Raw genomic sequence first — 22,848 nt, 5'->3', positions numbered from 1 at the left:
TTAAACAGTAACTGCGCGCCGCTGCACGAAACGATCAACGTAATCGTCGGCGGGCGAGTGAAGGATTTCCCTGGGGGTTCCCACCTGAATCAGGCGGCCATCCTTGAGAATCGCGATCCGGTTGCCGATACGTACGGCTTCGTCCAGGTCGTGGGTAATGAATACGATGGTTTTCTTCAGCGTCGATTGCAGCTCCAGCAACTGGTCCTGCATCTCGGCGCGGATTAGCGGGTCGAGCGCGCTGAACGCTTCATCCATCAGGATGATGTCGGTGTCGGCCGCCAATGCCCGTGCCAGACCAACGCGCTGGCGCATGCCGCCAGAGAGCTGATGCGGGTATTTCTTTTCGTAGCCCTTGAGGCCCACGGTGGTAATCCAGTGCTGCGCGCGCTCCTGACAGAGGGCTTTGCTCTCGCCGCGTACTTTCAGGCCATACGCCACGTTGTCCAGCACACTCTTGTGAGGCAGCAGGCCGAAGCTCTGGAACACCATGCTGATCTTGTGACGACGGAATTGGCGCAGGGCCTCCGTGTCGTACTGCAGGATATCTTCGCCATCCACCAGAATCTCGCCGCTGGTGGGGTCGATCAGGCGATTGAAGTGGCGCACCAGCGTCGATTTGCCCGAACCCGACAAGCCCATGATGACGAAGATCTCGCCGCTGCCGATCGACAGCGAGAGGTCGTTGACGCCCACTACGCAGCCGGTCTGGTCCAGCACCTGATCCTTGCTCTTGCTCTGTTTTACCATCGCCAGCGCTTCTTTCGAGCGGCTGCCGAAGATCTTGAAGACGTTCTTGACGACGATTTTGTCTGCTTCCAGGCTCATTATTTGCTCGCCTCATGCCGTGGGCGGCCATAGGCCTGGGTGATGCGGTCGATGACAACCGCCAGAATGACAATGGCCAGACCGGCTTCCAGGCCGCGTCCGACATTGAGGGTCTGGATGCCCACCAGAACGTCTTCGCCCAGGCCGCGTGCACCGATCATCGACGCAATCACGACCATCGATAGCGCCATCATGGTGGTCTGGTTGATACCGGCCATGATGCTCGGCATCGCCAGCGGCAGTTGCACGCCGAACAGTTGCTGCCAGCGGTTGGCACCAAAGGCGTTGATCGCTTCCATCACTTCGCCATCGACCTGACGGATACCCAGGTCGGTCAGGCGAATCAGCGGCGGTGCGGCGTAAATCACGGTGGCGAAGATGGCCGGGACCTTGCCCAGGCCGAACAGCATCAGCACCGGGATCAGGTAAACGAAGCTGGGCATGGTCTGCATGATATCCAGCAGCGGCATCAGCACCGAGCGCAGGCGATTGCTGCGCGCCGACAGAATGCCCAGAGGAATGCCGATCAGCACAGCGATGAAGGTGGCCACCAGCATCAGCGCCAGGGTCTGCATCAGCTTGTCCCATAACCCGACAGCGCCGACCAGGAACAGCAGGCCGACGATCAATGCGGTGGTGACGACTTTTCGCGTCGCATGCCAGGCAATGCCGCCGACGATCATCAGTACCAGCCACCAGGGCGCCATGCGCAACAGGCTTTCCAGATTGACGATGGCCCACAGCAAGGTATCGGAGATGTGCCGGAACACATCGCCGTACTCGGTGACCAGCGAATCAACCCCGTCGTTGACCCAGTTGGCGATGGAGAAGGTAAAACTTTCGGGAAACATAAGGTGCTCTCGATCAAGTTGTCAGGCACAGCCATGTCGCCTGTGCCTGCGCAGATAAATCTGCTCGGGGTTTACAGAGAGGCCTCAACCTTTTTCGCAGCGTCTTCGCTGACCCACTTGTGCCAGACTTCCGGGTGCTCCTTGAGGAAAATCTTCGCCAGTTTCGGCGATTCGATCCGGTCCTTGGCCATGCGTCCCAGGTTCTGGTTCAGCAGGTCGATAGGCAGGTTGACCTTCTCCAGGACCGCGACCAGTTCTGGTGCCTGTTCGTGGAAGGTTTTGGACACGCCGACCTTGATATCGATGGTTTTGTTGACGCCGGGCTCTTCCAGACGAACCAGATCGACCTGGCCCATCAGCGGAGTAGGCGACCAGTAATACGTCAGGATCGGCTCACCGCGCTTGTAGCTGGAGAGAATAGCGGCGTCCAGCGCCGGACCGGTGCCTGGGCGGAAGTTGGTGTACTTGCTTTCCAGGCCGTAGGTCTTGAGCATTTCGCTGTTTTCAAGCTCGCAGGTCCAGCCTGCCGGGCAGTTGTAGAAACGGCCTTTACCGGGCTCTTCCTGATCCTTGAATACGGCGGAGTACTGGGCCAGATCGGCAATGGATTTCAGGTTCGGGGCCTTGGCTTCCAGCTTGCGCTTGGCATCGCCTTCAATCACATAGCGCGGCACGTACCAGCCTTCGACAGCACCGACCACGGGAGCGCCGATGCCTACGACTTTTCCAGCCGCCGCGGCCTTGTTCCAGACTTCGCTGCGGCCTACCCATTCTTCAGCGAAAACCTGAATGTCATTGGTGCTCAGGGCGTTTTCCATGGCAATGGAGTTGCCCGGCAGCGCGTCCACGCTGCAACCGTAGCCCTTGCTCAGGACGACTTGAAGAATGTCGGTCAGCAACATCGCGCTTTCCCAGTTCAGACCGGCAAACTTGACCGGCTTGCCTGACTCGCACCACCCGGCTGCTTGACTTGCACCGGCGCTGACCAGCAGGCCAGCGGATACCAGAGTGGTTAACAGCGCTTTTTTCATTTTCATTGTCGATGCTCCAAAGCCTGAAAAGGATGACGGCAGCTTCAAGTAGGCATCCGGCCTGTGGGCGTTATCAGTGTCCATCCTGATTATCCTGGTGTGGCGGCTGTGAACCGCCACACCCACGGCAAATGCCATTAACGCCCGATCATTGGCAGGTTCAAGCCCTGCTCTTTGGCACAATCGATAGCGATGTCGTAACCGGCATCGGCGTGACGCATCACGCCTGTGGCCGGGTCATTGTGCAGCACGCGTGCAATACGCTCGGCGGCTTCATCGGTGCCGTCGCAGACAATCACCATCCCGGAATGCTGCGAGAAACCCATGCCGACGCCGCCGCCATGGTGCAGAGAAACCCAGGTCGCGCCGCTGGCGGTATTGAGCAGGGCGTTGAGCAGCGGCCAGTCGGATACGGCATCGGAACCGTCACGCATGGACTCGGTTTCGCGGTTGGGGCTGGAGACCGAGCCGGAGTCCAGATGATCACGACCGATCACCACGGGCGCAGACAACTCGCCACTGCGGACCATTTCGTTGAAGGCCAGACCCAGTCTGGCGCGCTGGCCCAGGCCGACCCAGCAGATGCGTGCCGGCAAACCCTGGAAGCTGATGCGCTCGCGGGCCATGTCCAGCCAGTTGTGCAGGTGCGCGTCATCCGGGATCAGCTCCTTGACCTTGGCGTCGGTCTTGTAGATGTCCTGCGGGTCGCCCGACAGGGCAGCCCAGCGGAAAGGACCGATGCCACGGCAGAACAGCGGACGAATGTAGGCGGGCACGAATCCCGGGAAGTCGAAGGCATTGGCGACGCCTTCTTCCTTGGCCATCTGACGGATGTTGTTGCCGTAGTCGAAGGTCGGAATCCCGGCTTTCTGGAAAGCCAGCATGGCTTCGACGTGTTCGGCCATGGACTGCTTGGCGGCCTTGACGACGGCGGCCGGCTCGCTCAGCGCACGGGCGCGGTAGTCTTCCCAGCTCCAGCCTTTGGGCAGGTAGCCATTGAGCGGGTCGTGGGCGCTGGTCTGGTCGGTGACCATGTCCGGGCGCACGCCGCGGCGGACCATTTCCGGCAGGATTTCAGCCGCGTTGCCGCACAGGGCGATGGAGATGGCCTTGCCTTCGGCGGTGTAACGGGCGATGCGTGCCAGGGCGTCGTCCAGATCGGTGGCCTGTTCGTCGACGTAGCGGGTCTTGAGACGGAAATCGATACGGCTCTGCTGGCATTCGATGTTCAGCGAGCAGGCTCCGGCCAGGGTCGCGGCCAGCGGCTGTGCGCCACCCATGCCACCCAGACCTGCGGTCAGTACCCAACGGCCCTTGAGGCTGCCGTCGTAATGCTGACGACCGGCTTCGACGAAGGTTTCGTAAGTGCCTTGGACGATGCCCTGGCTGCCGATGTAGATCCAGCTGCCTGCCGTCATCTGGCCATACATTGCCAGACCCTTGGCATCCAGCTCGTTGAAATGCTCCCAGCTGGACCAGTGCGGCACCAGGTTCGAGTTGGCGATCAGCACACGCGGCGCATTGCTGTGCGTCTTGAACACGCCGACCGGCTTGCCGGACTGCACCAGCAGGGTTTCATCATCGTTGAGCTGGGTCAGGCTCTCGACGATCTTGTCGTAGCACTCCCAGTTGCGTGCCGCACGCCCGATCCCGCCGTAGACCACCAGCTCTTTCGGGTTTTCGGCCACTTCCGGGTCAAGGTTGTTCATCAGCATGCGCAGCGGCGCTTCGGTCAGCCAGCTCTTTGCCGTCAGTTGAGTGCCACGGGCAGCCCGCACTTCTACATCGCGGTGGCGGGTCCAGTCTTGTTTGCGGTCTTGATGAGTGTCGGTCACAAAAAAATCCTCAGCGATCAATCCAAACCAGCCCGATGACGGGCGAGCGGTGCCTGGCACTCAGGCGAATTCTGTTGAGTGGAGCGAGGTCTTTTATAACCTGTCTCTACTTGTACATACAAGCATATGCAATCGAGAGACCAACTTTCTTCACAGGCAGATGAAGAAAGCCATGGAAAGCCTGAAGGCTAAGTAAAACGTGGGGTTCGAGAGTTTATGCGGGTATGTGGAGCTGCCGGGCACGAAGGAAAAGTTTGTTACTGGCGGGGTGTTTTGCACGGTTTTGGGGCGATGGGTAACAGCGGGTAATGGTTTTGCTTTGTGGTGGGGCTTGTTAGTAAAAGGGAGGGGATTGGTTTTTAAATCTGTAGTATTGTGGATTAAGTCATTAAATATGATTTAAGACACAATATTATGGATTTAGGATTTAGAAGGCCTGATGAGCTGGTCAAACTGCTCTGCGAGCGGCTGCGCAAGGAGCGACTGGCGCAGCAGATGACCCAGGCTGATGTAGCTGCGCGTGCTGGCATCGGCGTCAATACTGTGTCCAATCTGGAGGCGGGTCGAAACGTGGCATTCGAGAGTCTTGTCCGTGTTGCGATGGTGCTTGGACGTATCAGCGAGCTGGAGGGCTTGTTTCAGCCCAAACTGGACAGCCTGGACGACATTCTTCGCTACGAAAACAGCGCCAGCCGCCAACGTGCCAAGAGGAAACCCAACAATGCTTAGGCAAGTCGACGTTTACTACGATGGCTGGGGCGAACACTGGCGCTGGGGCACGCTTGTTTCATCAAGCTCCATTACCGGACGCCCTCTGATAGCGTTTGAGTTCAGTGATGAGGCAAAGAGCAGGGGGCTGGAGCTGTCGGCCTATAAGCTTCCCTTGAACGGGCCAGCGCTGCGCAAAGACTTTCCGGTTCATCAGTTGGGTCTGCCCGGACCGATCTATGACTCCCTGCCGGACGGCTGGGGCATGCTGTTGATGGATCGTCTGTTCAAGCGCCGAGGTCTCAATCCCGCACGTATTGGTCCTCTGGAGCGACTGACTTACATTGGCGCCAATGCAATGGGCGCGATGTCATTCGAGCCTATGGCGCCAGAGGCATATGCATCGCAAGAAGATATCCCCCTTGCCCGCCTGGCTGCCGAGGTCCTGGACGTGCTCAATGGCGAAGGTGGCGAGTTCTTGCAGAAGCTGTTGCAAATGGGCGGATCCCCGCAAGGTGCCAGGCCAAAAGCCTTGCTCTATCGTGCACCCGCAAGTGAGATGTTCACCACGACTGCGGCTCCCGGACTGGAGGCCTGGTTGATCAAGTTCCCTGCCAGGCAGGAGCATCCTGAAGTCTGTGCAATCGAAGCGGTTTACTCCGAATGTTTGCACAAGTGCGCCATCAAGACCCCGCAGACGCAGTACTTCCAGCTTCCCAATGGGCAGGCGGCCTTTGCTACCAGACGTTTTGATCGACAAGCCGGTATGCGGGTCCCCATGCAGAGTCTGGCTGCCTTTACGGGAGCAGACTTCCAGACGCCAGGCACGCTGGATTATGCCAATTTCCTGCGTGCTACCTTGATGTGTACCAACGATGTGCGAGAGCAGGCGATTGCTTACGAGCGAGTCGTTTTCAATGTTGTATTCAACAACCGGGACGATCATCCCAAGAACTTCGCTTACATCATGTCCGCAACCGGCGAATGGACGCTGGCTCCTGCCTATGACGTAACCTTCTGTGACGGACCGGGTGGTTACCACCAGATGGATGTGATGGGCGAAGCTCTGGATATAAGCCGCAAGAGCCTTGTCTTGCTTGGAATGCAAGAAGCCGGGCTTTCAGCTCGTGATACAGACGCCATCATTGAGAAGGTCTGCGACGTTGCCAGTGGGTTCACGGCCATGTCCAAAAGCATGTTCCCTGAGCAAATCACACCGCAAACAATGCGCACCATCCAGAATCAGATCAACGACAACATCCGCAGGCTTCGATAAAGACAATGGTTTCCCCCACAAACCTAATTTCTCAATACCACCCCCCAGATTTTCATTTGTAGCCTGCGCGGTTGAGGGGCCTAATCGTGGCTTTAGGGATTGCAAGGTCTTGTGATGGAAAACATACGTACTTCAACCAGTCACGCCTTCTGGTTGATGGCCAGTGTCGTGCTGGTGGCGTTGAATCTTCGGCCCAGCATGGCGGCTGTCGGGCCGCTTCTTTCGGCCATTCGGGGGGATATTCCCCTCAGTTTCAGTCTTGCTTCGCTGTTGACCATGTTGCCGGTGATGGCGATGGGGCTCGGGATGTTTTTCGGGATGCGACTGGCCCGATCCCTGGGCGAGCATCGGGCCATCGGGTTGTCGCTGCTGGTGATCGGTATCGCCAGTGCGTCCCGGCTGTTCATTGATGGCGCGGTGGAGCTGATCGTGAGCGCGGTCCTCTCCGGGCTGGGGATCGCGATGATTCAGGCGTTGATGCCGGCCTTGATCAAGACCCGTTTCAAGGACAACGTTTCCCTGTTCATGGGCTTGTATGTCACCTCGATCATGGGCGGTGCTGCACTGGCGGCGTCGTTCTCGCCCTTCGTGCTCAAGCAGAGCGGTAGCTGGAAGGTTTCGTTGGCGATATGGGGTGTGCTCGCGTTGCTGGCACTGGTCCTGTGGACGTTTCAACGCTCGGCGATTCCGGTCGTCGAAGCAGCGCCCAAGGGCAAGACCGACTCGTTTTCCGCAAAACCTCGCGCCTGGTTGTTGGCCGTGTTCTTCGGCCTGGGTACGGCTTCGTACACCTGTGTGCTCGCCTGGCTGGCCCCTTATTACGTCGAAAGAGGCTGGAGTGAGCAGGACGCCGGGCTGGTGCTGGGTTTCTTGACGGCGATGGAGGTTCTGGCCGGTCTGGCGGTACCTGCGATGGTCAACAATACCCGGGACAAGCGTTGGGCACTGGCTGCCTTGCTGCTGTCGATCGTTGCCGGTTTCTGCGGCCTTATCCTGTCGTTCGATCACATGCCGTTGCTGTGGCCTTGCCTGCTGGGCCTTGGTATCGGCGGTCTGTTCCCCATGAGCCTGATCATCTCGATGGACCACATCGATAACCCGGCCCGTGCCGGCAGCCTGACAGCCTTCGTGCAGGGCATCGGCTACCTGATCGCGGGACTGTCGCCTCTGCTGGCTGGTGTCATCCGTGACCAGTCGGGGAGTTTCGAGGGGGCGTGGTGGACGTTGACGGCGGTGATGGTAGTGATGATCGGGATTGTGTTGCGGTTCAATCCTCGCCAGTACAGCGAACGTATTCACTGAAGGTGAGGCCGTGTTGCAGGCTAAATCACCTTCACCGCCCGCCCGATAAACTGAATAGGCCCGGTCGGTTTACCAACAGGCGAACCCGTAGACTTCTCCAGTGTCAGCTCGAACAACTGGTTATGTTGCAGCGGTGGCAACTTGTCCAGTGGTATATGCAGGGTCTGGCCCGGTTTCACCAGGCCGAGGGATATCGGACCTTGCCAGTCGTCGGCCTTGGTCCAGAATTCCAGTGCCTTGTCCGTCGGGACCTGGATTTCGCCCAGAGGAATGAGCTGGATTTCCTGTGAGTTGCTGGCCTGAACGACCCAGCCAGGTGCCTTGTCCTGTGGGGCAACGAGTACGACCAGGTAGGACGGAGCTTGCGCCGGCTGGATGACAAGCATTGTGCCCAGCACCAGAGATGCGGCCAGACCTGCACCCGCCAGGCCGCGCCAGATCGAAAGGTTGTCCCACCAGCGGACACGCTGTGGTTCGGCCTTGCTTGCCGTGAAGCCTGTGAGATTACGTTCGATCCGGTTCCAGAGTCCGGGCGTTGGCGTCACGGGCTCGGCCATATCGGCCAATGGCAGCAGGCGTTCTTCCCAGGCGTCGACTGCGGCCTGCAAGGCAGGCTCGTTTGGCAGGCGGCGCTGGATATCGATTCTTTGCCGGGCAGACAAGGTGCCGAGCACGTATTCCCCAGCCAGTTCATGGATGTTTTCGTCTGTGGGCCGAGTCATCCCATACACTCCCGCAAAGCCGTCAGGCTGCGCTTGATCCAGGCTTTGACCGTACCCAATGGGGCGCCGATTTTCTGCGCGATTTCCTGATGCGAATAGCCGTCCACGTAAGCGTGGAAAACACAGTTGCGCCGCACCGGTTCAAGTTGTTCGAGGCAGAACTGGATTCGTCCGGGATTCACACGCCAGTCAAAGGCATCACCGGTTTCCTGCCAGCCTTCAAGGGTGGCCAGTTCGTGGTGGTCTTCGCTGCCGTCGTCTTCCAGGTGGACTTCCCGGGCATTGTTGCGCAGGCGATTGAGCGCCAGATGCCGGGTCACACTGAAAATCCAGCCGCGTGCCGAACCTCGTGTCTGATCGAAGCTTGCCGCATTGCTCCATATTTTGAGGAACGCATCATGCACGATGTCTTCCGCCAGCGCGTTGTCACGCACGAGCCGCACGACGACGCCGAGCAGCCGGGCGCTTTCCTGTTGATAGAGACGCTGCAATGCCTGGCGCTCACCGCGAGCGCAGGCATGCAGCGTGGCTTCGTAGTCAAAAAGAGATTCGTGTGAAGACACGTCGATCCGCCATCAATGGATGATTGCTGCCTCGTTGACATCACGAGGCCCCCGCGCAGCAGCATAGACTACTGGCTGCGCGACACCCGATTGAGTGGCTTCAATCACTTGCTGGCCCAGAAGATGTAGTCAGCCTGATACTTGACCACTTCCTTCGCGCCCTTGTTGCTGGCCGTGCAGGCAGTGGCAGGCGCAACGCCGCCTTTCAAGGCTACGCGCTGAATGTAGGCCGTGCCGGTCAGTGCACCTTTGCCTTCAGCCGGGTTGGCCTTGACCAGTTGATAAGGCAGGTTGCCTGCGCTGGAAGGCGCAACGGCCACTTGAGTACCGGTCAGCTTGGAGCCGTCCTTGGATTCCCAGGTAGCAGGTGGGCCGTAATAGGTACCGACCTGTTTGCCGCTGCGATCATTGAGGACCGCTTTGGGGCCGACAAACACCCATTCGGTTTCGCTGGCGGAGTTGGCCTTGGCGCGGCACTCGTAAGTGATTTCGCCCACACCGGTGGTTTCCAGGGTGATCTTGTGGCCGTCTGGAACCCGGACGCTCTCCGGCAGGTTGGTCTGAGCCATGGCAACAGAAGTCAGGCAAGTGAGAGCCAGGGTACTACCTGCAAGGCAGAGCAAACGTTTTGCGTTCATGCAGAAAATCTCCAGATTGTTTAACCGCGCTCAGCAACTCGAAGTGGCTGCTGTATGTACTACCCGCGAGAAAACGATCTGGATGCAGTGATTTGAAAATATTTTTTCAGGGCCGACTGAAACGGCTTCGCAACAGCAGCACACCGGCAATGGCAGCCAGGCCAGAGCCCATCAGAACGCCGATCTTCACCTCATCCACCAGATACGCTGCGCCCGGGAAGGCGAGGTTGCCGATGAACAGGCTCATGGTGAAACCGATGCCACAAAGCAGCGCCACACCATAGAGCTGTACCCAGTTGCTGCCTTGCGGAAGGACCGCAAACCCGGCCCGAATCGCCAGCCAGGCGGCCAGGAACACGCCAATCTGTTTACCGACGAACAGGCCCAGGGCCACGCCGAGGGGTACCGGGTCCAGCAGGTTGTCAGCGGAAATGCCGGCAAGCGAAACCCCGGCATTGGCGAATCCGAACACTGGCACGATGGCGAAGGCGACCCAGTAATGCAGTTTTTCTTCGAGAAACAGCAGTGGCGACCGCGCTTCTTCCTCAGGCTTGCCCAAGGGAATGCACAGCGCCAGCGCCACACCCGCCAGCGTGGCATGCACACCCGATTGCAGCACGAAGAACCACAGCAGCGCGCCGGTTATCAGGTAAGGCAACAGGCGTCGCACCTTCAGGCGGTTCATCACGATCAGCACCGCCAGGGTCGCGAAAGACGCCAGCAGCATCGGCAGGTTCAGGCCCGAGCTGTAGAAGAAGGCAATGATGGTCACGGCCCCCAGATCGTCGAGAATCGCCAGCGCCGCGAGGAACACTTTCAGTGACGTCGGCACCCGCTTGCCCAGCAACGACAGGACCCCGAGCGCGAAGGCAATGTCGGTGGCCGCCGGAATGGCCCAGCCGCTGATGGTTTGCGCATTGCCCCAGTTGACGGCCAGATAGAGCAGCGCCGGGACCAGCATGCCGCCTGCGGCGGCAAAGCCGGGCAGGGCGCGTTGCTCCCAGGTGGCGAGCCCGCCCGCCAGTACTTCGCGTTTGATTTCCAGGCCCACCATCAGGAAGAAGATCGCCATGAGCCCGTCGTTGATCCACAGCTCGACGGAAAGCCCCAGCCAGACGCTGTGCAGGGTGGCGAAATAGCCGGGAGCCAGCGGTGAGTTGGCAACGATCAGTGCGGCCAGCGCCGCGCCCATCAGGACAATGCCGCCTGCCGATTCCGATGCCAGGAAGCGGGCGAGGATGGCAACGGCTCTTGGGGTTTCCCTGGAAGAAAATCGGGTCATGCTCGTCCTTGAAACAGGATCTTGATTCAAGCGCCCAGGGCGCTCAGTTCGATGAGGCAGCAGCGGCTGGCGCTAGGGGCTTGCAGCTCGATTTCCAGCAGGCTGCCGGGGTTATCCACTTGCAGGCAGTCGTGTTTGCCAAGGATTTCCCAGGGACCTTCGTTCACGCTGACGCCGATCTGCTCGGCAACGCTGAACAGCAGAAAGGTGCTGGCGGAACTGAATACCCGTTGTGGCTGGCGTACATCGATCCAGTGCAGGCGTGCGCTGTAGCGCTGTGGAGCATAGATCAGGTTGAAGTCACGAATGGGCCCGTCGAGCAGGGCGCAACTGACTTGGCTGTCGCCACTGAAGGCCAGCGGGTCGGAAGGCAGCAACGGGCGGCTGGTGACGCCGTCGATGTTCAGGGTCATGCCGGCACCCTGGATCACGGAGATGATTCGCTGATAACCGGCAAACACCGAAAAATCGCCGGAAGTCTCGATATCGGCAATCGACAGGCGCCAGCCGAAGCCGTCCAGGTCCTGCCCGGCATCGCGGGTGATTTCTTCGGTACTGCCGCCGCCGTTTTTCCACGGCATGCGGGGGTAATCGATGGCGCGCAGGGTTCTGGTCAGGGTCATTTGGTGAAACGTCCTTCAAGGCGATGGCGGGAGCCGGGGTGAATCAGGCGAGCGGCGGTAACCGGCTGGCGTCCTGACCATGTGCGACGGCGAATCAGCAGGCACGGCTCGCCTGCATCGATCTGCAGCAGTCGGCACTCATCGGCATCGGCCAGAATCGCTTCGACCACATGCTCGCCTTCAGTCAGCGGCGCGACTTGCGACAGATAGGCGTAAGGCGTCTGCTGGGTGAAATCCTGCTTGAGATAGTCAGGCGCAACCAGTGCATTGACGAAGCGATCCTCGATCTGCACCGGGATATTGTTCTCGAAGTGAACGATCAGCGAGTGAAACACCTTCTGGCCTTCACGCATGTCCAGCGCCAGGGCTCGCTCCGATCCGGCAGGTTCTTCCTGCAGGATGATGACCTTGCAGGTGTGCCTGTGGCCACGGGTCGCGATCTCGTCAGCGATGTTATGGACCTCGAACAGCGCTGACTGGCTTTTGGGCTCGGCGACGAAAGTACCGACGCCCTGCATGCGGATCAGCAGGCCTTCGGCGGTCAGCTCGCGCAAGGCCCGGTTGATGGTCATGCGGCTGAAACCCAGTTGTGTCACCAGCTCGCTTTCCGATGGCACGCGATGATGCGGCGGCCAGGTGCCATTCTGGATCTGCTGGGCAATCATCTGTTTGACGCGGGCATAGAGCGGTGCCGGACTTTCGCCCATCTGGGCTGCCAAGGGAGAAGAGGCGGGCGGAATCGGCACGTGCGGGTCCTTGTCTGGATGGTTCAGCTACGAAATAGCGCCCAAGCTAACCATTAACCTGCGCTGCGGCAAGCACGCAAAGGTTTACCGGGCATCCGAACGTCTGTATATGTATATACAAATTACAACGTTGAGGTGTGAAGTCAATGCCAGCCTTCTTTGCCGAGCGCGCATTACTCCCTGGCGGTTGGGCCGAGAATGTCCGTCTTGAGGTCAGTGCCGACGGTTTATTGAGTTCGGTGCAAGCCAATGGGGATAGCCAGGGCGCGGAACGGGTAAGCGGCCCGTTACTGCCCGGCATGCCGAATCTGCACTCCCATGCTTTCCAGCGTGCGATGGCGGGGCTGGCGGAAGTGGCAGGCAATCCCAGCGACAGCTTCTGGACCTGGCGCGACCTCATGTATCGACTGGTCGGGCAGATCAGCGCGCCGCAGGTAGGCGTCATCGCTCGGCAGCTCTACATCGAGATGCTCAAGGGCGGCTTCACCTCGGTCGCGGAGTTTCACTACGTCCATCAGGACACCAACGGCAAACCCTATGCCGATCCTGCCGAGCTGGCCTTGCAGATCAGCCAGGCCGCAACGTCGGCAGGCATTGGCCTGACCTTGCTGCCGGTGCTCTACAGCCATTCGGGCTTTGGCGGGCAAGCGCCAAACGAAGGGCAGCGCCGGTTTATCCACAGCACCGATAGCTACCTGGATTTGCAGGCTCGTCTGAGGCCGGTCATCACCGGTCAGGCAGCTCAGAACCTGGGGCTGTGCTTTCACTCGCTGCGCGCCGTCACCCCGCAGCAGATCAGTGAAGTGCTGGCCGCCAGCGACCGGCAGTGCCCGGTGCATATCCATATCGCCGAGCAACAGAAGGAAGTCGACGATTGCCTGAACTGGAGCGGGAGACGTCCGTTGCAGTGGCTGTATGAAAACGTGGCTGTCGATCAGCGCTGGTGTCTGGTCCATGCGACCCATGCCGAGCCGGATGAAGTCGCCCTCATGGCGCAAAGCGGCAGCGTGGCGGGTTTATGCCTGACCACGGAAGCCAACCTCGGCGACGGTATTTTCCCGGCCGTGGATTACATCGCTCAGGGCGGTCGTTGGGGGATTGGCTCGGACAGCCATGTGTCGGTGAGTGTGGTCGAAGAACTCCGCTGGCTGGAATACGGCCAGCGTCTGCGGGATCAGCGCCGCAACCGACTGTATCGCAGCGATCAACCCATGGTCGGTCGAACCCTGTTCGATGCAGCATTGAGCGGCGGCGCTCAGGCGTTGGGGCAGGGCATCGGCAAGCTTGAGGTCGGGCAGCGCGCCGACTGGGTGGTGCTGGATGGCTCGGACCCGTATCTGGAAACCGCCTCTGGCGATGCAATTCTCAACCGCTGGCTGTTTGCGGGCGGTGATCGTCAGGTTCGCGATGTGCTGGTCAATGGCCGCTGGGTCGTGCGCGAAGGGCGCCATGCCGCAGAAGAAGAAAGCAGCCGGGCGTTTGCGCAGGTGCTTCGGGAGTTGCTGGGGTAGGCGTGAATTTATTCACGAAAGGGGCTTGTCGCGGGCAAGCCCCCTTCCACAATCCCTAGACTCAAATCACTTCCCGATCTTTGAATCATCCTCACGCCAGATCAGCCTGCTGGTGTCGTAACCCTGTTGGCGTGCCTTGCTCATCATGTCCTGCTTGACCTGCTCCGACACGGTTGGCGTGCGGGACAGCAGCCACAGGTATTTGCGGTCAGGGTTGCCCACCACGGCGGTCTTGTAGTCGTCACCGATGGCCAGAACCCAGTAGTCGCCTTTGGCCAAGCCCGGCAGCAGTCGTGAGAACCAGTTGTCGAAGACCACCCACAGCTTGTCGGTCTTGCCCGGTACTTGTGGCGAGGCGGTGCCAGTTGCTTCCTGCCACTTGCCTTCGATTGTCCGGCAGCGGTTGGTTACGCCGATATTGCCGTCAGGCTTGAGCGTGTAATGGGCTTCGGACTGCGCGCAGTTGCGCTGGAAAAACATGGGCAGCCGCGCCAGTTCATACCAGGTGCCCTGATAGCGGTTCAGGTCGACGCTGTCGACGGTCTTGGGTTCGAGGTTTTCTGCAGAATGCGCAAAGCCGATGGCCAGGAAGCTGGCCATGACGAGAATGCCGAAGCGTAGAAGTAGCTTGATCATGAGTTATTTCAGACCTTGGCCCGAGAAAATGAGCACTTTGTCGCCAGCATATTGCACGCTGATAAAGGTTTTCTGGTCGCCCCAGGTGCAACTGGACATCCCCAGTGCGCCGGAACATTCAGTCGGGCTGCCCAGCAGGCTTTCGACCTGCGCCTTGGGCATGCCAGCGGAAAGCTTGGAGTAATTCTCTTGGGTGATCTTGCTGCAGGCAGTCAGCAGCACGCAAAACGACAGTAACGCGAGAGAGCGCAAAGACATGGATGAAGCTCCTGAACGGAAGGAGGCTGCGTCGCAGCACGGGCCTATGAACCTGGCTGGCGCAATGCCGAAAGCTTAGAAGATAAAACCGGGATCTGGTTCCCTTGACCCGTAAATCCCTGATGGCAGGTGATGCACGGACGACGGGTGATTTCCGGCAAGCCAGAACGCATTGATTGGCCAAGCCCCTAAAAGCTTGAGCCGGGCGTCTTCAGAAACTCGATCTCTTCATCGGTCGAGGCACGACCGAGAATGTCGTTGCGATGGGGGAAGCGACCGAAGCGGGCAATGATTTTCTGATGACGCTCAGCGTAATCAAGGCTCTGATTGAAATAGTCGCGGTCGGTGGCAGGCAGCAGGGGAAGCAGTTTGCCAAAGCAGGTGATGGCCTGGTTCTGCACGTCGAGGTTTTCGCTGTGCTCCAGCACCAGATAGATGAAGGTGCGTTCAAGGGGTTCCAGATGCTGATCCCGACCCAGTTTCAGGCCATGTTGCACCAGAGCCTGAGCGCGTTCATCGCCAGCGAATGCCTTGGGTGTGTCGCGATGGATCATGCGGGGTAACTGATCGAGCAGCAGGACCAGTGCCAGCCAGCCCTTGGGGTTTTCTGCCCATTCCTTGAGGCCGCCAGTCAGCGCCTGTTCGACCAGCACACCGAAGCGTTCGCGAGCTTCGGTGTCAGTGGTCCGGCTCTTGCCGAACCACAGTTTCTCCCTGGCCTTCACTACTTCGCTGGCGGATTCGGCAGAGCCGAACCACCATTGCAGCAGAGGTAGCCAGGGAGCAGACATGGTCTTATTCCTTGTGATACGCCGTGGCGCGCTCGACTTCCTCTTTGGAGCCCAGGAAAACGGCTACACGCTGGTGCAGGCCTTCAGGCTGGATGTCGAGGATGCGCTGATGACCATCGGTGGATGCGCCGCCTGCCTGTTCAACCAGGAAAGACATCGGGTTGGCTTCGTACATCAGACGCAGTTTGCCCGGCTTGGAAGGCTCGCGGCTGTCGCGTGGGTACATGAACAGACCGCCACGGGTCAGGATGCGGTGCACGTCGGCAACCATCGCGGCAACCCAGCGCATGTTGTAGTTCTTTTTCAGCGGGCCTTCTTCGCCAGCCAGCATTTCTTCGACGTAGCGCTGTACCGGAGCTTCCCAGTGACGCTGGTTGGACATGTTGACCGCGAATTCCTGAGTGGACGTCGGGATCTTGAGGTCTTCGTGGGTCAGCACGAAGCTGCCCATTTCACGGTCCAGGGTGAAGCCTTTCACGCCGTCGCCCAGGGTCAGGACCAGCATGGTCTGTGGGCCGTAGATGGCATAACCGGCTGCGACCTGCTCGGTGCCCGGTTGCAGGAAGGCCTTTTCGTTCAAGGCTTCGTTCTGGCTCAGGTATTCGCTAGGGCAGCGCAGAACCGAGAAGATCGTGCCGACCGGAGCGTTGATGTCGATGTTCGAGGAGCCGTCCAGCGGGTCGAATACCAACAGGTAGGCGCCTTTCGGGTATTTGCCCGGGATCTGGTAGGCGTTGTCCATTTCTTCGGACGCCATGCCAGCCAGGTGACCGCCCCATTCGTTGGCTTCGAGCAGGATTTCGTTGGAGATCACGTCGAGCTTTTTCTGCACTTCGCCCTGTACGTTCTCGGTACCCATGCTGCCGAGGACGCCGCCCAGTGCGCCCTTGGAAACGGCATGGCTGATTTCCTTGCATGCTCGCGCCACTACTTCGATCAGGAAACGCAGATCGGCAGGAGTATTGTTGCTGCGGGTCTGCTCAATCAAAAAGCGACTCAGTGTAACGCGGGACATGGATAGCTCCGAAAATGGGGGATAAAAAACCCGCGCAGTTTAGCGCGAGTGGCTGCGTAATACTGCTATCAGACTGGCTTATGGCGAATTGAGTTCATCCGCTTGCTCAGCGTAGCTGCAAAACCACACGTCGAAGCCGTGACGGGTCAATGTTTTGAGGTGCGCAGGGCACTCAGACCGATCCCGCTCAGGCATAACGTGCCCAGTATCAGCACGGCCCACAGGCCCATGCGCTTGTAGTCCATGCTTTCAGCGACTGGCGGTGCAGCAACCGCTGCGCTGGCAGCAGGTGCCGTGGCCGGTCTGGCCTTGCCCAGCGTCGTCAGTTTCTGCGGGTCGAAGTCGGGTATCAGTGTCGTCAGCGGCAGCTCGACTGCCGGTGCTGTTGCATGACCGATGGTGAGGGTAAACGGCCCGTTGCCGCTGGCCCGGAACACCACCTGAGTTGCAGGCACGGCAACGCTCAGCCCTGGAGCCTGTGCGCCCAGACCGCCGCCACGATCATCGACCACCAGTTTCAATTGCCCCACGGTCTGCCCCGAGAGCTGCAACTGATCCTGCACGATCTCGCCATTGTTCTGGGTCAGGCGATACAGCAGGCCGCTGCTGATGATCTGCCATTCCTGACTGCCATCAAGTCGACCATAAAGCGTGCCGGGTGCCAGGCTATTGTCCTGGCTGATATCGATTTTCACCCGCTCCACCGGCAGGTCGACCGGCAACTGCCAGACATATTCATTGGGTTGCCCGACGACCCCCGTGATTGATGGCGACCAGCTCAGAGTGGTCGGCGGGCTGTCGGGGCTGGCGCTCAGTACGTAAGCTGAAATCAGGGTTGGCGCGTTTTGCGGTGAGCGCCACAGCAGGCGCAGGTAGCGGGCGTTCTGACCGGGCAGACCGACCTCTCGCTGCTCGACCATTTCATCGGAGAACGTCAGGCGCGCCACTTGTCCTTCGCCCCAGGCCTGCCAGTGCTGGAGGTCATCGCTGGCCTCGATGCTGAAGTGCTGGAAGCCTTCGCGTTCGGAGCTCCAGTCGATCAGCAGTTGTTCAAGTGGAGCCTTGATCGCACTGGCGTCCAGCAGCCAGCCGCGCAGTATCTCTTCACCTGCTTCGATGTCGCTTTGCGGCTGTACATCGATGAGGGCTCCGTCGCTCGAACGTTTGCTGCGGATAACCGGCACGGCATCACCCGCTTCGGCAGTGGTGTATAGCGGGAACCACTTCACGGCTGTTGGTGCAGGGTTTTCTTCGTGGGATTCCTGTTTGCGCACGAGTGCAAAGGCTTGAGCCTGGCCGTCGGCATCGAATACACGAAGATCATTCAGATTGGGTTGGCGGGCGTTCAGTTGCAGTGCCAGAGGCAGTTCGATGCGATACAGCGGGCCTTGGCCGATGAGGGTCAAAGGCGTCTGGCTGGTGAAGTCCGCCGGTTTTTCCAGGGCGTTGACAGTCATCGCTGCGCACAGGGCTGCGCCGAGCACAGCGATTTTGATGACGAGCGGACGACTCACGAACGTTTTCCTCAGGGTTGGGCAGGCAGCCGATGTCTGCTTGCGCACCGATGTATGGCGAAAGAATTTGGCAGTGATGTGTGAAATATCCCACCACCAGTAGCAATATGCCAACACCTATGGAGTAAAAGGATGTGAGTCAGGGGCAGGAGAGGGGGGGCAAAAACAAAACCTGTGGGAGGCAGCTTGCTGGCGAAAAAGGCTGAAGTCGCCAGCAAGCTGCCTCCCACAAAGTGATTTATTGGCCTCAACTCATCGGAGTTACTCCAGTGCTTTCCAGATTTCTCCGGCGTACTCGCGGATGGTTCGGTCTGACGAGAACCAGCCCATGCGCGCCGTGTTGAGAACTGCCGAGCGCCACCATTGCTTGGAGTCGTGCCAGTGTTCCTCGACCTTGGCCTGGGCGGCCCAGTACGAGTCGAAGTCGGCACAGACCAGGAAACGGTCGTAGGCCAGCAACTGATCGATCAAGCCCGCATAGCGGTTCGGATCGTCCGGCGAGAACACGCCGCCGCGAATCGCCTGCAGCACATCGTTGAGGCGGCCGGATGCAGCCACATCGGCGTAAGCGCTGAAGTCGCCAGCCTGCTTGCGTGCTTCTACCTCCTGCGAAGTCATGCCGAAGATGAACATATGTTCAAGGCCGACCTGCTCGCTCATTTCCACGTTGGCGCCGTCCAGCGTGCCGATGGTCAGCGCGCCGTTGAGGCCGAATTTCATGTTGCTGGTCCCGGAAGCTTCCAGGCCGGCAGTGGAAATCTGCTCGGAAAGGTCGGCTGCCGGAATGATGCTTTCGGCCAGGCTGACGTTGTAGTTGGGCATGAACACCACTTTGAGCAGGCCACGCACGGTCGGGTCGTTGTTGACGGTGCGGGCGATGTCGTTGGCGAGCTTGATGATCAGCTTGGCCGAGTGATAGCTGGCCGCTGCCTTGCCCGCGAAGATCTTCACCCTTGGCACCCAGTCGGTACCGGGTTCGGCGCGGATTGCCTGATACAGCGCGACAGTGTGGAACAGGTTCAGCAACTGGCGCTTGTACTCGTGGATACGCTTGACCTGCACGTCGAACATCGCGGCAGGATTGACCACGATTCCCAGTCTTTCATGGATGATGGCGGCCAGGGCTCGTTTGCTGTGCAGACGCTGGTCGGCCATCTGTTTGCGGAAGGAGCTTTTTTCCGCGAACGGTTCCAGTTCGATCAGGCGTTTTTCGGCACTGTCCAGGACGTCTTCGCCCAGGGCTTCCACCAGCATTTCGGTCAGCTTCGGGTTGGCTTGGTACAGCCAGCGGCGGAAGGTGATGCCGTTGGTCTTGTTGTTGATCCGCTCTGGATAAATCTTGTGCAGCTCGGCGAATACGGTCTTGCGCATCAACTGGGTGTGCAGCGCGGAAACGCCGTTGATGCTGTGGGAGCCCAGGAACGCCAGGTTGCCCATGCGTACCCGGCGGCCGTTGTCTTCCTCGATCAGCGAGACGGCCCGCAGGACGTCGAAGTCGTGCACGCCTTTGGCGCGCAGGGTGTCGATGTGCTGGGCGTTGATCAGGTAGATGATCTGCATGTGCCGCGGCAGCATGCGTTCCATCAGGCCTACCGACCAGGTTTCCAGCGCTTCGGGCAGCAGGGTGTGGTTGGTGTAGCTCAAGGTGCCTACGGTGATTTTCCAGGCCGCATCCCAGGCGATTCCGTGGGTGTCGATCAGCTGTCGCATCAGCTCGGCCACGGCAATCGAGGGGTGGGTGTCGTTCATCTGGATGGCCGCGTGTTCGGGCAGATCCATCAGGGTCGCGTGCATGTTCAGGTGGCGACGCAGCAGGTCCTGCAAGGACGCCGAGACAAAGAAGTATTCCTGGCGCAGGCGCAGCTCCTGGCCAGCCTCCGTTGCATCGTTGGGGTAAAGGACGCGGGAAATACTTTCGGCCCGCACGACTTCGGCAACCGCACCGAAGTGGTCGCCGGCGTTGAAGCGTTCCAGATGCAGATCATCCAGCGCGCGAGCACGCCACAGGCGCAGGGTGTTGACGCTTTTGCCGCGCCAGCCGACCACAGGCGTATCGTAGGCAATGGCGCGCACGGTTTCTGCCGGACGCCAGACCTGGCGCGGCTCGCCCGCTTCATTGAGCACCGTATCGACGCTGCCGCTGAAACCGATTGAATAGACCACCTCGGGACGCTCGAACTCCCACGGGTTGCCGAAGTCCAGCCAGTGCTCCGTCTGCTCCTGTTGCCAGCCGTCGACTATCGCCTGACGGAACAGGCCGTGCTCGTAACGAATGCCATAGCCGTGACCGGCAATGCCCAGCGTCGACATGCTTTCCATGAAGCAGGCTGCCAGACGGCCCAGACCACCATTGCCCAGTGCCGCGTCCGGTTCCAGCAGGCGGATACGCTCGATGTCCACGCCCAGCTCGGTCATCGCTTCGCGGGCGATTTCCAGAAGACCGAGGTTGCTCAGGCTGTCGTACAGAAGCCGCCCGATCAGAAATTCGAGGGACAGGTAATAGACGCGTTTCTGGACCTTGCGATAAATCTGTCGCGTGTGGTCCATCCAGTGCTCGACCATATGGTCACGGGCAGCCAGGGCTACAGCTTCAAACCAGTCATGCTCAAACGCATGGTCAGGGTCCTTGCCCACTGCATAAGTGAGTTTGGCAAGAACGGCGGCGCGAAAAGCAGCCACATCAGCGTCACGAACAAGTGGTTCCTGAGACATCGTTACGACCTCAAGTAGTCAGACGAGTGGAAAGTGGGTTCTTTGACTGTAGGCGTGTCGTCAGTTATTTCCTGAAAAAATTTAAATAACCGAGCAAGTGCCAGCGTTTCGACTCGGTTGCAATGCTCTGGTTCGCGAATCCGAGCAATTGGCAAATCGCTTGCATTGATCGTTCCACCCGGATGAGCAATGTGCAGCATGCTGATTCATCGTTTCGGGTTTATGATGCCCAACGGCAGAATAATAGACGCCTCTGAACTGGACTTATGGAGCATGTATGCAGACTTTGTACCCGCAGATCAAACCCTACGCCCGGCACGATCTGGCTGTGGAACAGCCGCATGTGCTCTATGTCGATGAAAGCGGGTCGCCCGAAGGGTTGCCTGTGGTGTTCATCCATGGCGGGCCGGGTGCGGGATGCGATGCGCAAAGTCGCCGTTATTTCGATCCCAATCTTTACCGCATCGTCACGTTCGATCAGCGTGGCTGCGGGCGTTCGACCCCTCACGCGAGTCTTGAAAACAACACCACCTGGCATCTGGTAGAAGACCTGGAGCGCATTCGCGAGCATCTGGGGATCGAAAAATGGGTGCTGTTTGGCGGTTCCTGGGGCTCGACCCTGGCGCTGGCCTACGCCCAGACCCATCCCGATCGCGTACACGCCCTGATCCTGCGCGGTATTTTTCTGTGCCGTGCCCAGGAAATCGAATGGTTCTACCAGTCCGGCGCGAGCCGCCTGTTCCCCGATTACTGGCAGGACTACGTGGCGCCGATCCCGCTGGATGAGCGCGACAACCTGCTGAGTGCCTTCCACAAGCGCCTGACCGGTGCCGACCAGATCGCCCAGATGCATGCCGCCAAGGCATGGTCTACCTGGGAAGGCCGTACCGCGACCCTGCGTCCGAACCCGCAGGTCGTCGACCGTTTTGCCGAGCCTCAGCGCGCCTTGTCCATTGCGCGCATCGAATCGCATTACTTCATCAATAATGCCTTCCTGGAAGAGAACCAGCTGATTCGCGACATGCCCAAGATCGCGCACCTGCCTGGCATCATCGTGCACGGCCGCTACGATGTAATCTGCCCGCTGGATAATGCCTGGGAGCTGCATCAGGCGTGGCCCAACAGTGAGTTGCAGGTTATTCGCGAAGCCGGGCATGCCGCTTCCGAACCCGGTATCACCGATGCGCTGGTGCGTGCGGCGTCGCAGGTCGCCCGTCGCCTGCTTGATCTGCCACCTGAAGAAGCGTAACCCCCAACCCTGTGTGTGGGAATTCATTCGCGAGGCGTCATTGAAGGCGATACATTTTCTTTGAATGTACGGGCTTCTCGCGAATAAATTCGCTCCCACACAGCCTGCACGATGGGATTCTTGTTTATGAAAGGCTTGTTACAGCGCGTGCGAAGTGCACGTGTGGAAGTGGCTGGAGAAGTTGTCGGTTCTGTGGACCAGGGGCTTCTGGTTCTTGTGGGTGTAGAGCCTCAAGACACTCAGGCCAGTGCCGATAAGTTGCTGCATAAGCTGCTCAACTATCGGGTGTTCAGTGATGACGACGGCAAGATGAATCTGTCATTGCGTGATGTCGGGGGTGGTCTGCTGCTGGTTTCGCAGTTCACGCTGGCGGCGGATACCAGGAGCGGCATGCGCGCGGGCTTTTCAAAAGCAGCGCCTCCGGCCCTGGGTGCGCAGTTGTTCGACTATTTATTGTCTCAGGCCAGGATCGCGCATCCGGTGGTTGCAGCGGGCCAATTTGGTGCGGACATGCAGGTTCATCTGGTGAATGATGGCCCTGTGACATTTTTGTTTGATACCTGACAAGATGAAATCTCTGCCCGCCGCGGATTTATTAGCCCTGCGTGCAAGAAAATCTTTGTCATACATGATGCGTTGTTACGCGCGCTACTGGATAATCGCGCGCTACGGGGACCGACGATAGTTGGTCCATTGCGTATTCAGAAGCGGGTTCTGACATTGATTGGGGAATCATTAAGCCCATTCGGAGTCGGAA

The 22,848-nt window shown here is 59.3% G+C and carries 22 protein-coding genes; 6 read left to right on the top strand and 16 right to left on the bottom strand.

Annotated elements, in window-relative coordinates:
* From KQP88_RS23505 to hutU, 4 genes are all read right to left on the bottom strand, one after another.
* Window positions 1-828: a quaternary amine ABC transporter ATP-binding protein gene (locus tag KQP88_RS23505; RefSeq protein ID WP_260406385.1), complete on the bottom strand. Its 828-nt coding sequence runs from the start codon at window positions 826-828 to the stop codon at window positions 1-3.
* The gene (locus KQP88_RS23500; protein WP_117182789.1) at window positions 828-1,679 is read right to left on the bottom strand and encodes an ABC transporter permease; all 852 of its coding nucleotides are present in this window, start codon (window positions 1,677-1,679) and stop codon (window positions 828-830) included. Before KQP88_RS23500 ends, KQP88_RS23505 begins: the two co-directional genes overlap by 1 nt.
* A 71-nt stretch (window positions 1,680-1,750) precedes the next feature.
* Window positions 1,751-2,716, bottom strand: coding sequence for an ABC transporter substrate-binding protein (locus KQP88_RS23495; protein WP_200993752.1), 966 nt, complete (start codon window positions 2,714-2,716; stop codon window positions 1,751-1,753).
* A gap of 131 nt (window positions 2,717-2,847) precedes the next feature.
* Window positions 2,848-4,545 carry a urocanate hydratase gene (gene hutU, locus KQP88_RS23490; protein WP_216704314.1) on the bottom strand — a complete coding sequence of 566 codons (1,698 nt, stop codon included), beginning with the start codon at window positions 4,543-4,545 and terminating at the stop codon, window positions 2,848-2,850.
* Between the two features lie 414 nt (window positions 4,546-4,959).
* On the opposite strand from hutU, the gene KQP88_RS23485 reads away from it, so the two are divergent.
* From KQP88_RS23485 to KQP88_RS23475, 3 genes are all read left to right on the top strand, one after another.
* The gene (locus KQP88_RS23485; protein WP_216704313.1) at window positions 4,960-5,274 is read left to right on the top strand and encodes a helix-turn-helix domain-containing protein; all 315 of its coding nucleotides are present in this window, start codon (window positions 4,960-4,962) and stop codon (window positions 5,272-5,274) included.
* Window positions 5,267-6,529 carry a type II toxin-antitoxin system HipA family toxin gene (locus tag KQP88_RS23480; protein ID WP_216704312.1) on the top strand — a complete coding sequence of 421 codons (1,263 nt, stop codon included), beginning with the start codon at window positions 5,267-5,269 and terminating at the stop codon, window positions 6,527-6,529. Before KQP88_RS23485 ends, KQP88_RS23480 begins: the two co-directional genes overlap by 8 nt.
* A gap of 114 nt (window positions 6,530-6,643) precedes the next feature.
* Window positions 6,644-7,831, top strand: coding sequence for a cyanate transporter (locus tag KQP88_RS23475; RefSeq protein WP_216704311.1), 1,188 nt, complete (start codon window positions 6,644-6,646; stop codon window positions 7,829-7,831).
* Between the two features lie 20 nt (window positions 7,832-7,851).
* On the opposite strand, the gene KQP88_RS23470 is transcribed toward KQP88_RS23475, so the two are convergent.
* From KQP88_RS23470 to hutC, 6 genes are all read right to left on the bottom strand, one after another.
* Window positions 7,852-8,553 (bottom strand): anti-sigma factor, encoded by a 702-nt coding sequence (locus KQP88_RS23470; RefSeq protein ID WP_216704310.1) that lies wholly within the window; start codon window positions 8,551-8,553, stop codon window positions 7,852-7,854.
* Window positions 8,550-9,116, bottom strand: coding sequence for a sigma-70 family RNA polymerase sigma factor (locus KQP88_RS23465; RefSeq protein ID WP_216704309.1), 567 nt, complete (start codon window positions 9,114-9,116; stop codon window positions 8,550-8,552). The genes KQP88_RS23470 and KQP88_RS23465 overlap by 4 nt, the downstream gene beginning before the upstream one ends.
* Window positions 9,117-9,220: 104 nt before the next feature.
* Entirely contained in the window at window positions 9,221-9,754 is a 534-nt protein-coding gene (locus KQP88_RS23460; RefSeq protein ID WP_198725313.1) for a DUF3455 domain-containing protein, read from the bottom strand.
* 106 nt (window positions 9,755-9,860) lie between these two features.
* On the bottom strand, window positions 9,861-11,036 hold the full coding sequence (gene nhaA, locus KQP88_RS23455) for a Na+/H+ antiporter NhaA (RefSeq protein WP_216704308.1): 1,176 nt from the start codon (window positions 11,034-11,036) through the stop codon (window positions 9,861-9,863).
* A 26-nt stretch (window positions 11,037-11,062) separates the two neighbouring features.
* Window positions 11,063-11,659 carry a HutD/Ves family protein gene (locus KQP88_RS23450; RefSeq protein ID WP_216704307.1) on the bottom strand — a complete coding sequence of 199 codons (597 nt, stop codon included), beginning with the start codon at window positions 11,657-11,659 and terminating at the stop codon, window positions 11,063-11,065.
* Window positions 11,656-12,366, bottom strand: a complete 711-nt coding sequence (hutC, locus tag KQP88_RS23445) for a histidine utilization repressor (RefSeq protein ID WP_200993863.1) — start codon at window positions 12,364-12,366, stop codon at window positions 11,656-11,658. The genes KQP88_RS23450 and hutC overlap by 4 nt, the downstream gene beginning before the upstream one ends.
* Before the next feature lie 185 nt (window positions 12,367-12,551).
* On the opposite strand from hutC, the gene KQP88_RS23440 reads away from it, so the two are divergent.
* The gene (locus tag KQP88_RS23440) at window positions 12,552-13,916 is read left to right on the top strand and encodes a formimidoylglutamate deiminase (RefSeq protein WP_216704306.1); all 1,365 of its coding nucleotides are present in this window, start codon (window positions 12,552-12,554) and stop codon (window positions 13,914-13,916) included.
* 66 nt (window positions 13,917-13,982) lie between these two features.
* Here the strand turns inward: KQP88_RS23440 and KQP88_RS23435 are convergent, their stop codons facing one another.
* From KQP88_RS23435 to KQP88_RS23410, 6 genes are all read right to left on the bottom strand, one after another.
* On the bottom strand, window positions 13,983-14,552 hold the full coding sequence (locus KQP88_RS23435; protein WP_200993742.1) for a lipocalin family protein: 570 nt from the start codon (window positions 14,550-14,552) through the stop codon (window positions 13,983-13,985).
* 3 nt (window positions 14,553-14,555) lie between these two features.
* Window positions 14,556-14,810: an outer membrane protein assembly factor BamE domain-containing protein gene (gene bamE, locus KQP88_RS23430; protein ID WP_025262329.1), complete on the bottom strand. Its 255-nt coding sequence runs from the start codon at window positions 14,808-14,810 to the stop codon at window positions 14,556-14,558.
* A gap of 188 nt (window positions 14,811-14,998) precedes the next feature.
* Window positions 14,999-15,601, bottom strand: coding sequence for a DUF924 family protein (locus KQP88_RS23425; RefSeq protein ID WP_216704305.1), 603 nt, complete (start codon window positions 15,599-15,601; stop codon window positions 14,999-15,001).
* Window positions 15,602-15,605: 4 nt separating this feature from the next.
* Window positions 15,606-16,616 carry a class 1 fructose-bisphosphatase gene (locus KQP88_RS23420; protein WP_200993740.1) on the bottom strand — a complete coding sequence of 337 codons (1,011 nt, stop codon included), beginning with the start codon at window positions 16,614-16,616 and terminating at the stop codon, window positions 15,606-15,608.
* 146 nt (window positions 16,617-16,762) lie between these two features.
* Window positions 16,763-18,112: a DUF3999 domain-containing protein gene (locus KQP88_RS23415; protein ID WP_253950625.1), complete on the bottom strand. Its 1,350-nt coding sequence runs from the start codon at window positions 18,110-18,112 to the stop codon at window positions 16,763-16,765.
* 279 nt (window positions 18,113-18,391) lie between these two features.
* The gene (locus KQP88_RS23410; RefSeq protein ID WP_216704304.1) at window positions 18,392-20,842 is read right to left on the bottom strand and encodes a glycogen/starch/alpha-glucan phosphorylase; all 2,451 of its coding nucleotides are present in this window, start codon (window positions 20,840-20,842) and stop codon (window positions 18,392-18,394) included.
* Between the two features lie 277 nt (window positions 20,843-21,119).
* Here KQP88_RS23410 and pip point away from each other — a divergent pair, with 277 nt between their 5' ends.
* Both pip and dtd read left to right on the top strand, forming a co-directional pair.
* Window positions 21,120-22,091: a prolyl aminopeptidase gene (pip, locus tag KQP88_RS23405; RefSeq protein WP_216704303.1), complete on the top strand. Its 972-nt coding sequence runs from the start codon at window positions 21,120-21,122 to the stop codon at window positions 22,089-22,091.
* A 126-nt stretch (window positions 22,092-22,217) separates the two neighbouring features.
* Complete coding sequence (gene dtd, locus KQP88_RS23400) at window positions 22,218-22,655, top strand: D-aminoacyl-tRNA deacylase (RefSeq protein ID WP_200993861.1); 438 nt, start codon at window positions 22,218-22,220, stop codon at window positions 22,653-22,655.
* Window positions 22,656-22,848 lie beyond the last annotated feature (193 nt).

It is taken from the genome of Pseudomonas lijiangensis (genome assembly GCF_018968705.1).
Lineage (GTDB): Bacteria > Pseudomonadota > Gammaproteobacteria > Pseudomonadales > Pseudomonadaceae > Aquipseudomonas > Aquipseudomonas lijiangensis.
The sequence above is the reverse complement of the archived record's forward strand: the minus strand, read 5'-3'. Positions and strand labels throughout refer to the sequence as shown.

Coding starts and splice junctions, on each gene's coding strand:
- KQP88_RS23505 (WP_260406385.1), bottom strand. CDS start 828: ATGAGCCTGGAAGCAGACAAAATCGTCGTCAAGAACGTCTTCAAGATC.
- KQP88_RS23500 (WP_117182789.1), bottom strand. CDS start 1,679: ATGTTTCCCGAAAGTTTTACCTTCTCCATCGCCAACTGGGTCAACGAC.
- KQP88_RS23495 (WP_200993752.1), bottom strand. CDS start 2,716: ATGAAAATGAAAAAAGCGCTGTTAACCACTCTGGTATCCGCTGGCCTG.
- KQP88_RS23485 (WP_216704313.1), top strand. CDS start 4,960: ATGGATTTAGGATTTAGAAGGCCTGATGAGCTGGTCAAACTGCTCTGC.
- KQP88_RS23480 (WP_216704312.1), top strand. CDS start 5,267: ATGCTTAGGCAAGTCGACGTTTACTACGATGGCTGGGGCGAACACTGG.
- KQP88_RS23475 (WP_216704311.1), top strand. CDS start 6,644: ATGGAAAACATACGTACTTCAACCAGTCACGCCTTCTGGTTGATGGCC.
- KQP88_RS23470 (WP_216704310.1), bottom strand. CDS start 8,553: ATGACTCGGCCCACAGACGAAAACATCCATGAACTGGCTGGGGAATAC.
- KQP88_RS23460 (WP_198725313.1), bottom strand. CDS start 9,754: ATGAACGCAAAACGTTTGCTCTGCCTTGCAGGTAGTACCCTGGCTCTC.
- nhaA (WP_216704308.1), bottom strand. CDS start 11,036: ATGACCCGATTTTCTTCCAGGGAAACCCCAAGAGCCGTTGCCATCCTC.
- KQP88_RS23450 (WP_216704307.1), bottom strand. CDS start 11,659: ATGACCCTGACCAGAACCCTGCGCGCCATCGATTACCCCCGCATGCCG.
- hutC (WP_200993863.1), bottom strand. CDS start 12,366: ATGGGCGAAAGTCCGGCACCGCTCTATGCCCGCGTCAAACAGATGATT.
- KQP88_RS23440 (WP_216704306.1), top strand. CDS start 12,552: ATGCCAGCCTTCTTTGCCGAGCGCGCATTACTCCCTGGCGGTTGGGCC.
- KQP88_RS23435 (WP_200993742.1), bottom strand. CDS start 14,552: ATGATCAAGCTACTTCTACGCTTCGGCATTCTCGTCATGGCCAGCTTC.
- bamE (WP_025262329.1), bottom strand. CDS start 14,810: ATGTCTTTGCGCTCTCTCGCGTTACTGTCGTTTTGCGTGCTGCTGACT.
- KQP88_RS23425 (WP_216704305.1), bottom strand. CDS start 15,601: ATGTCTGCTCCCTGGCTACCTCTGCTGCAATGGTGGTTCGGCTCTGCC.
- KQP88_RS23420 (WP_200993740.1), bottom strand. CDS start 16,616: ATGTCCCGCGTTACACTGAGTCGCTTTTTGATTGAGCAGACCCGCAGC.
- KQP88_RS23410 (WP_216704304.1), bottom strand. CDS start 20,842: ATGTCTCAGGAACCACTTGTTCGTGACGCTGATGTGGCTGCTTTTCGC.
- pip (WP_216704303.1), top strand. CDS start 21,120: ATGCAGACTTTGTACCCGCAGATCAAACCCTACGCCCGGCACGATCTG.
- dtd (WP_200993861.1), top strand. CDS start 22,218: ATGAAAGGCTTGTTACAGCGCGTGCGAAGTGCACGTGTGGAAGTGGCT.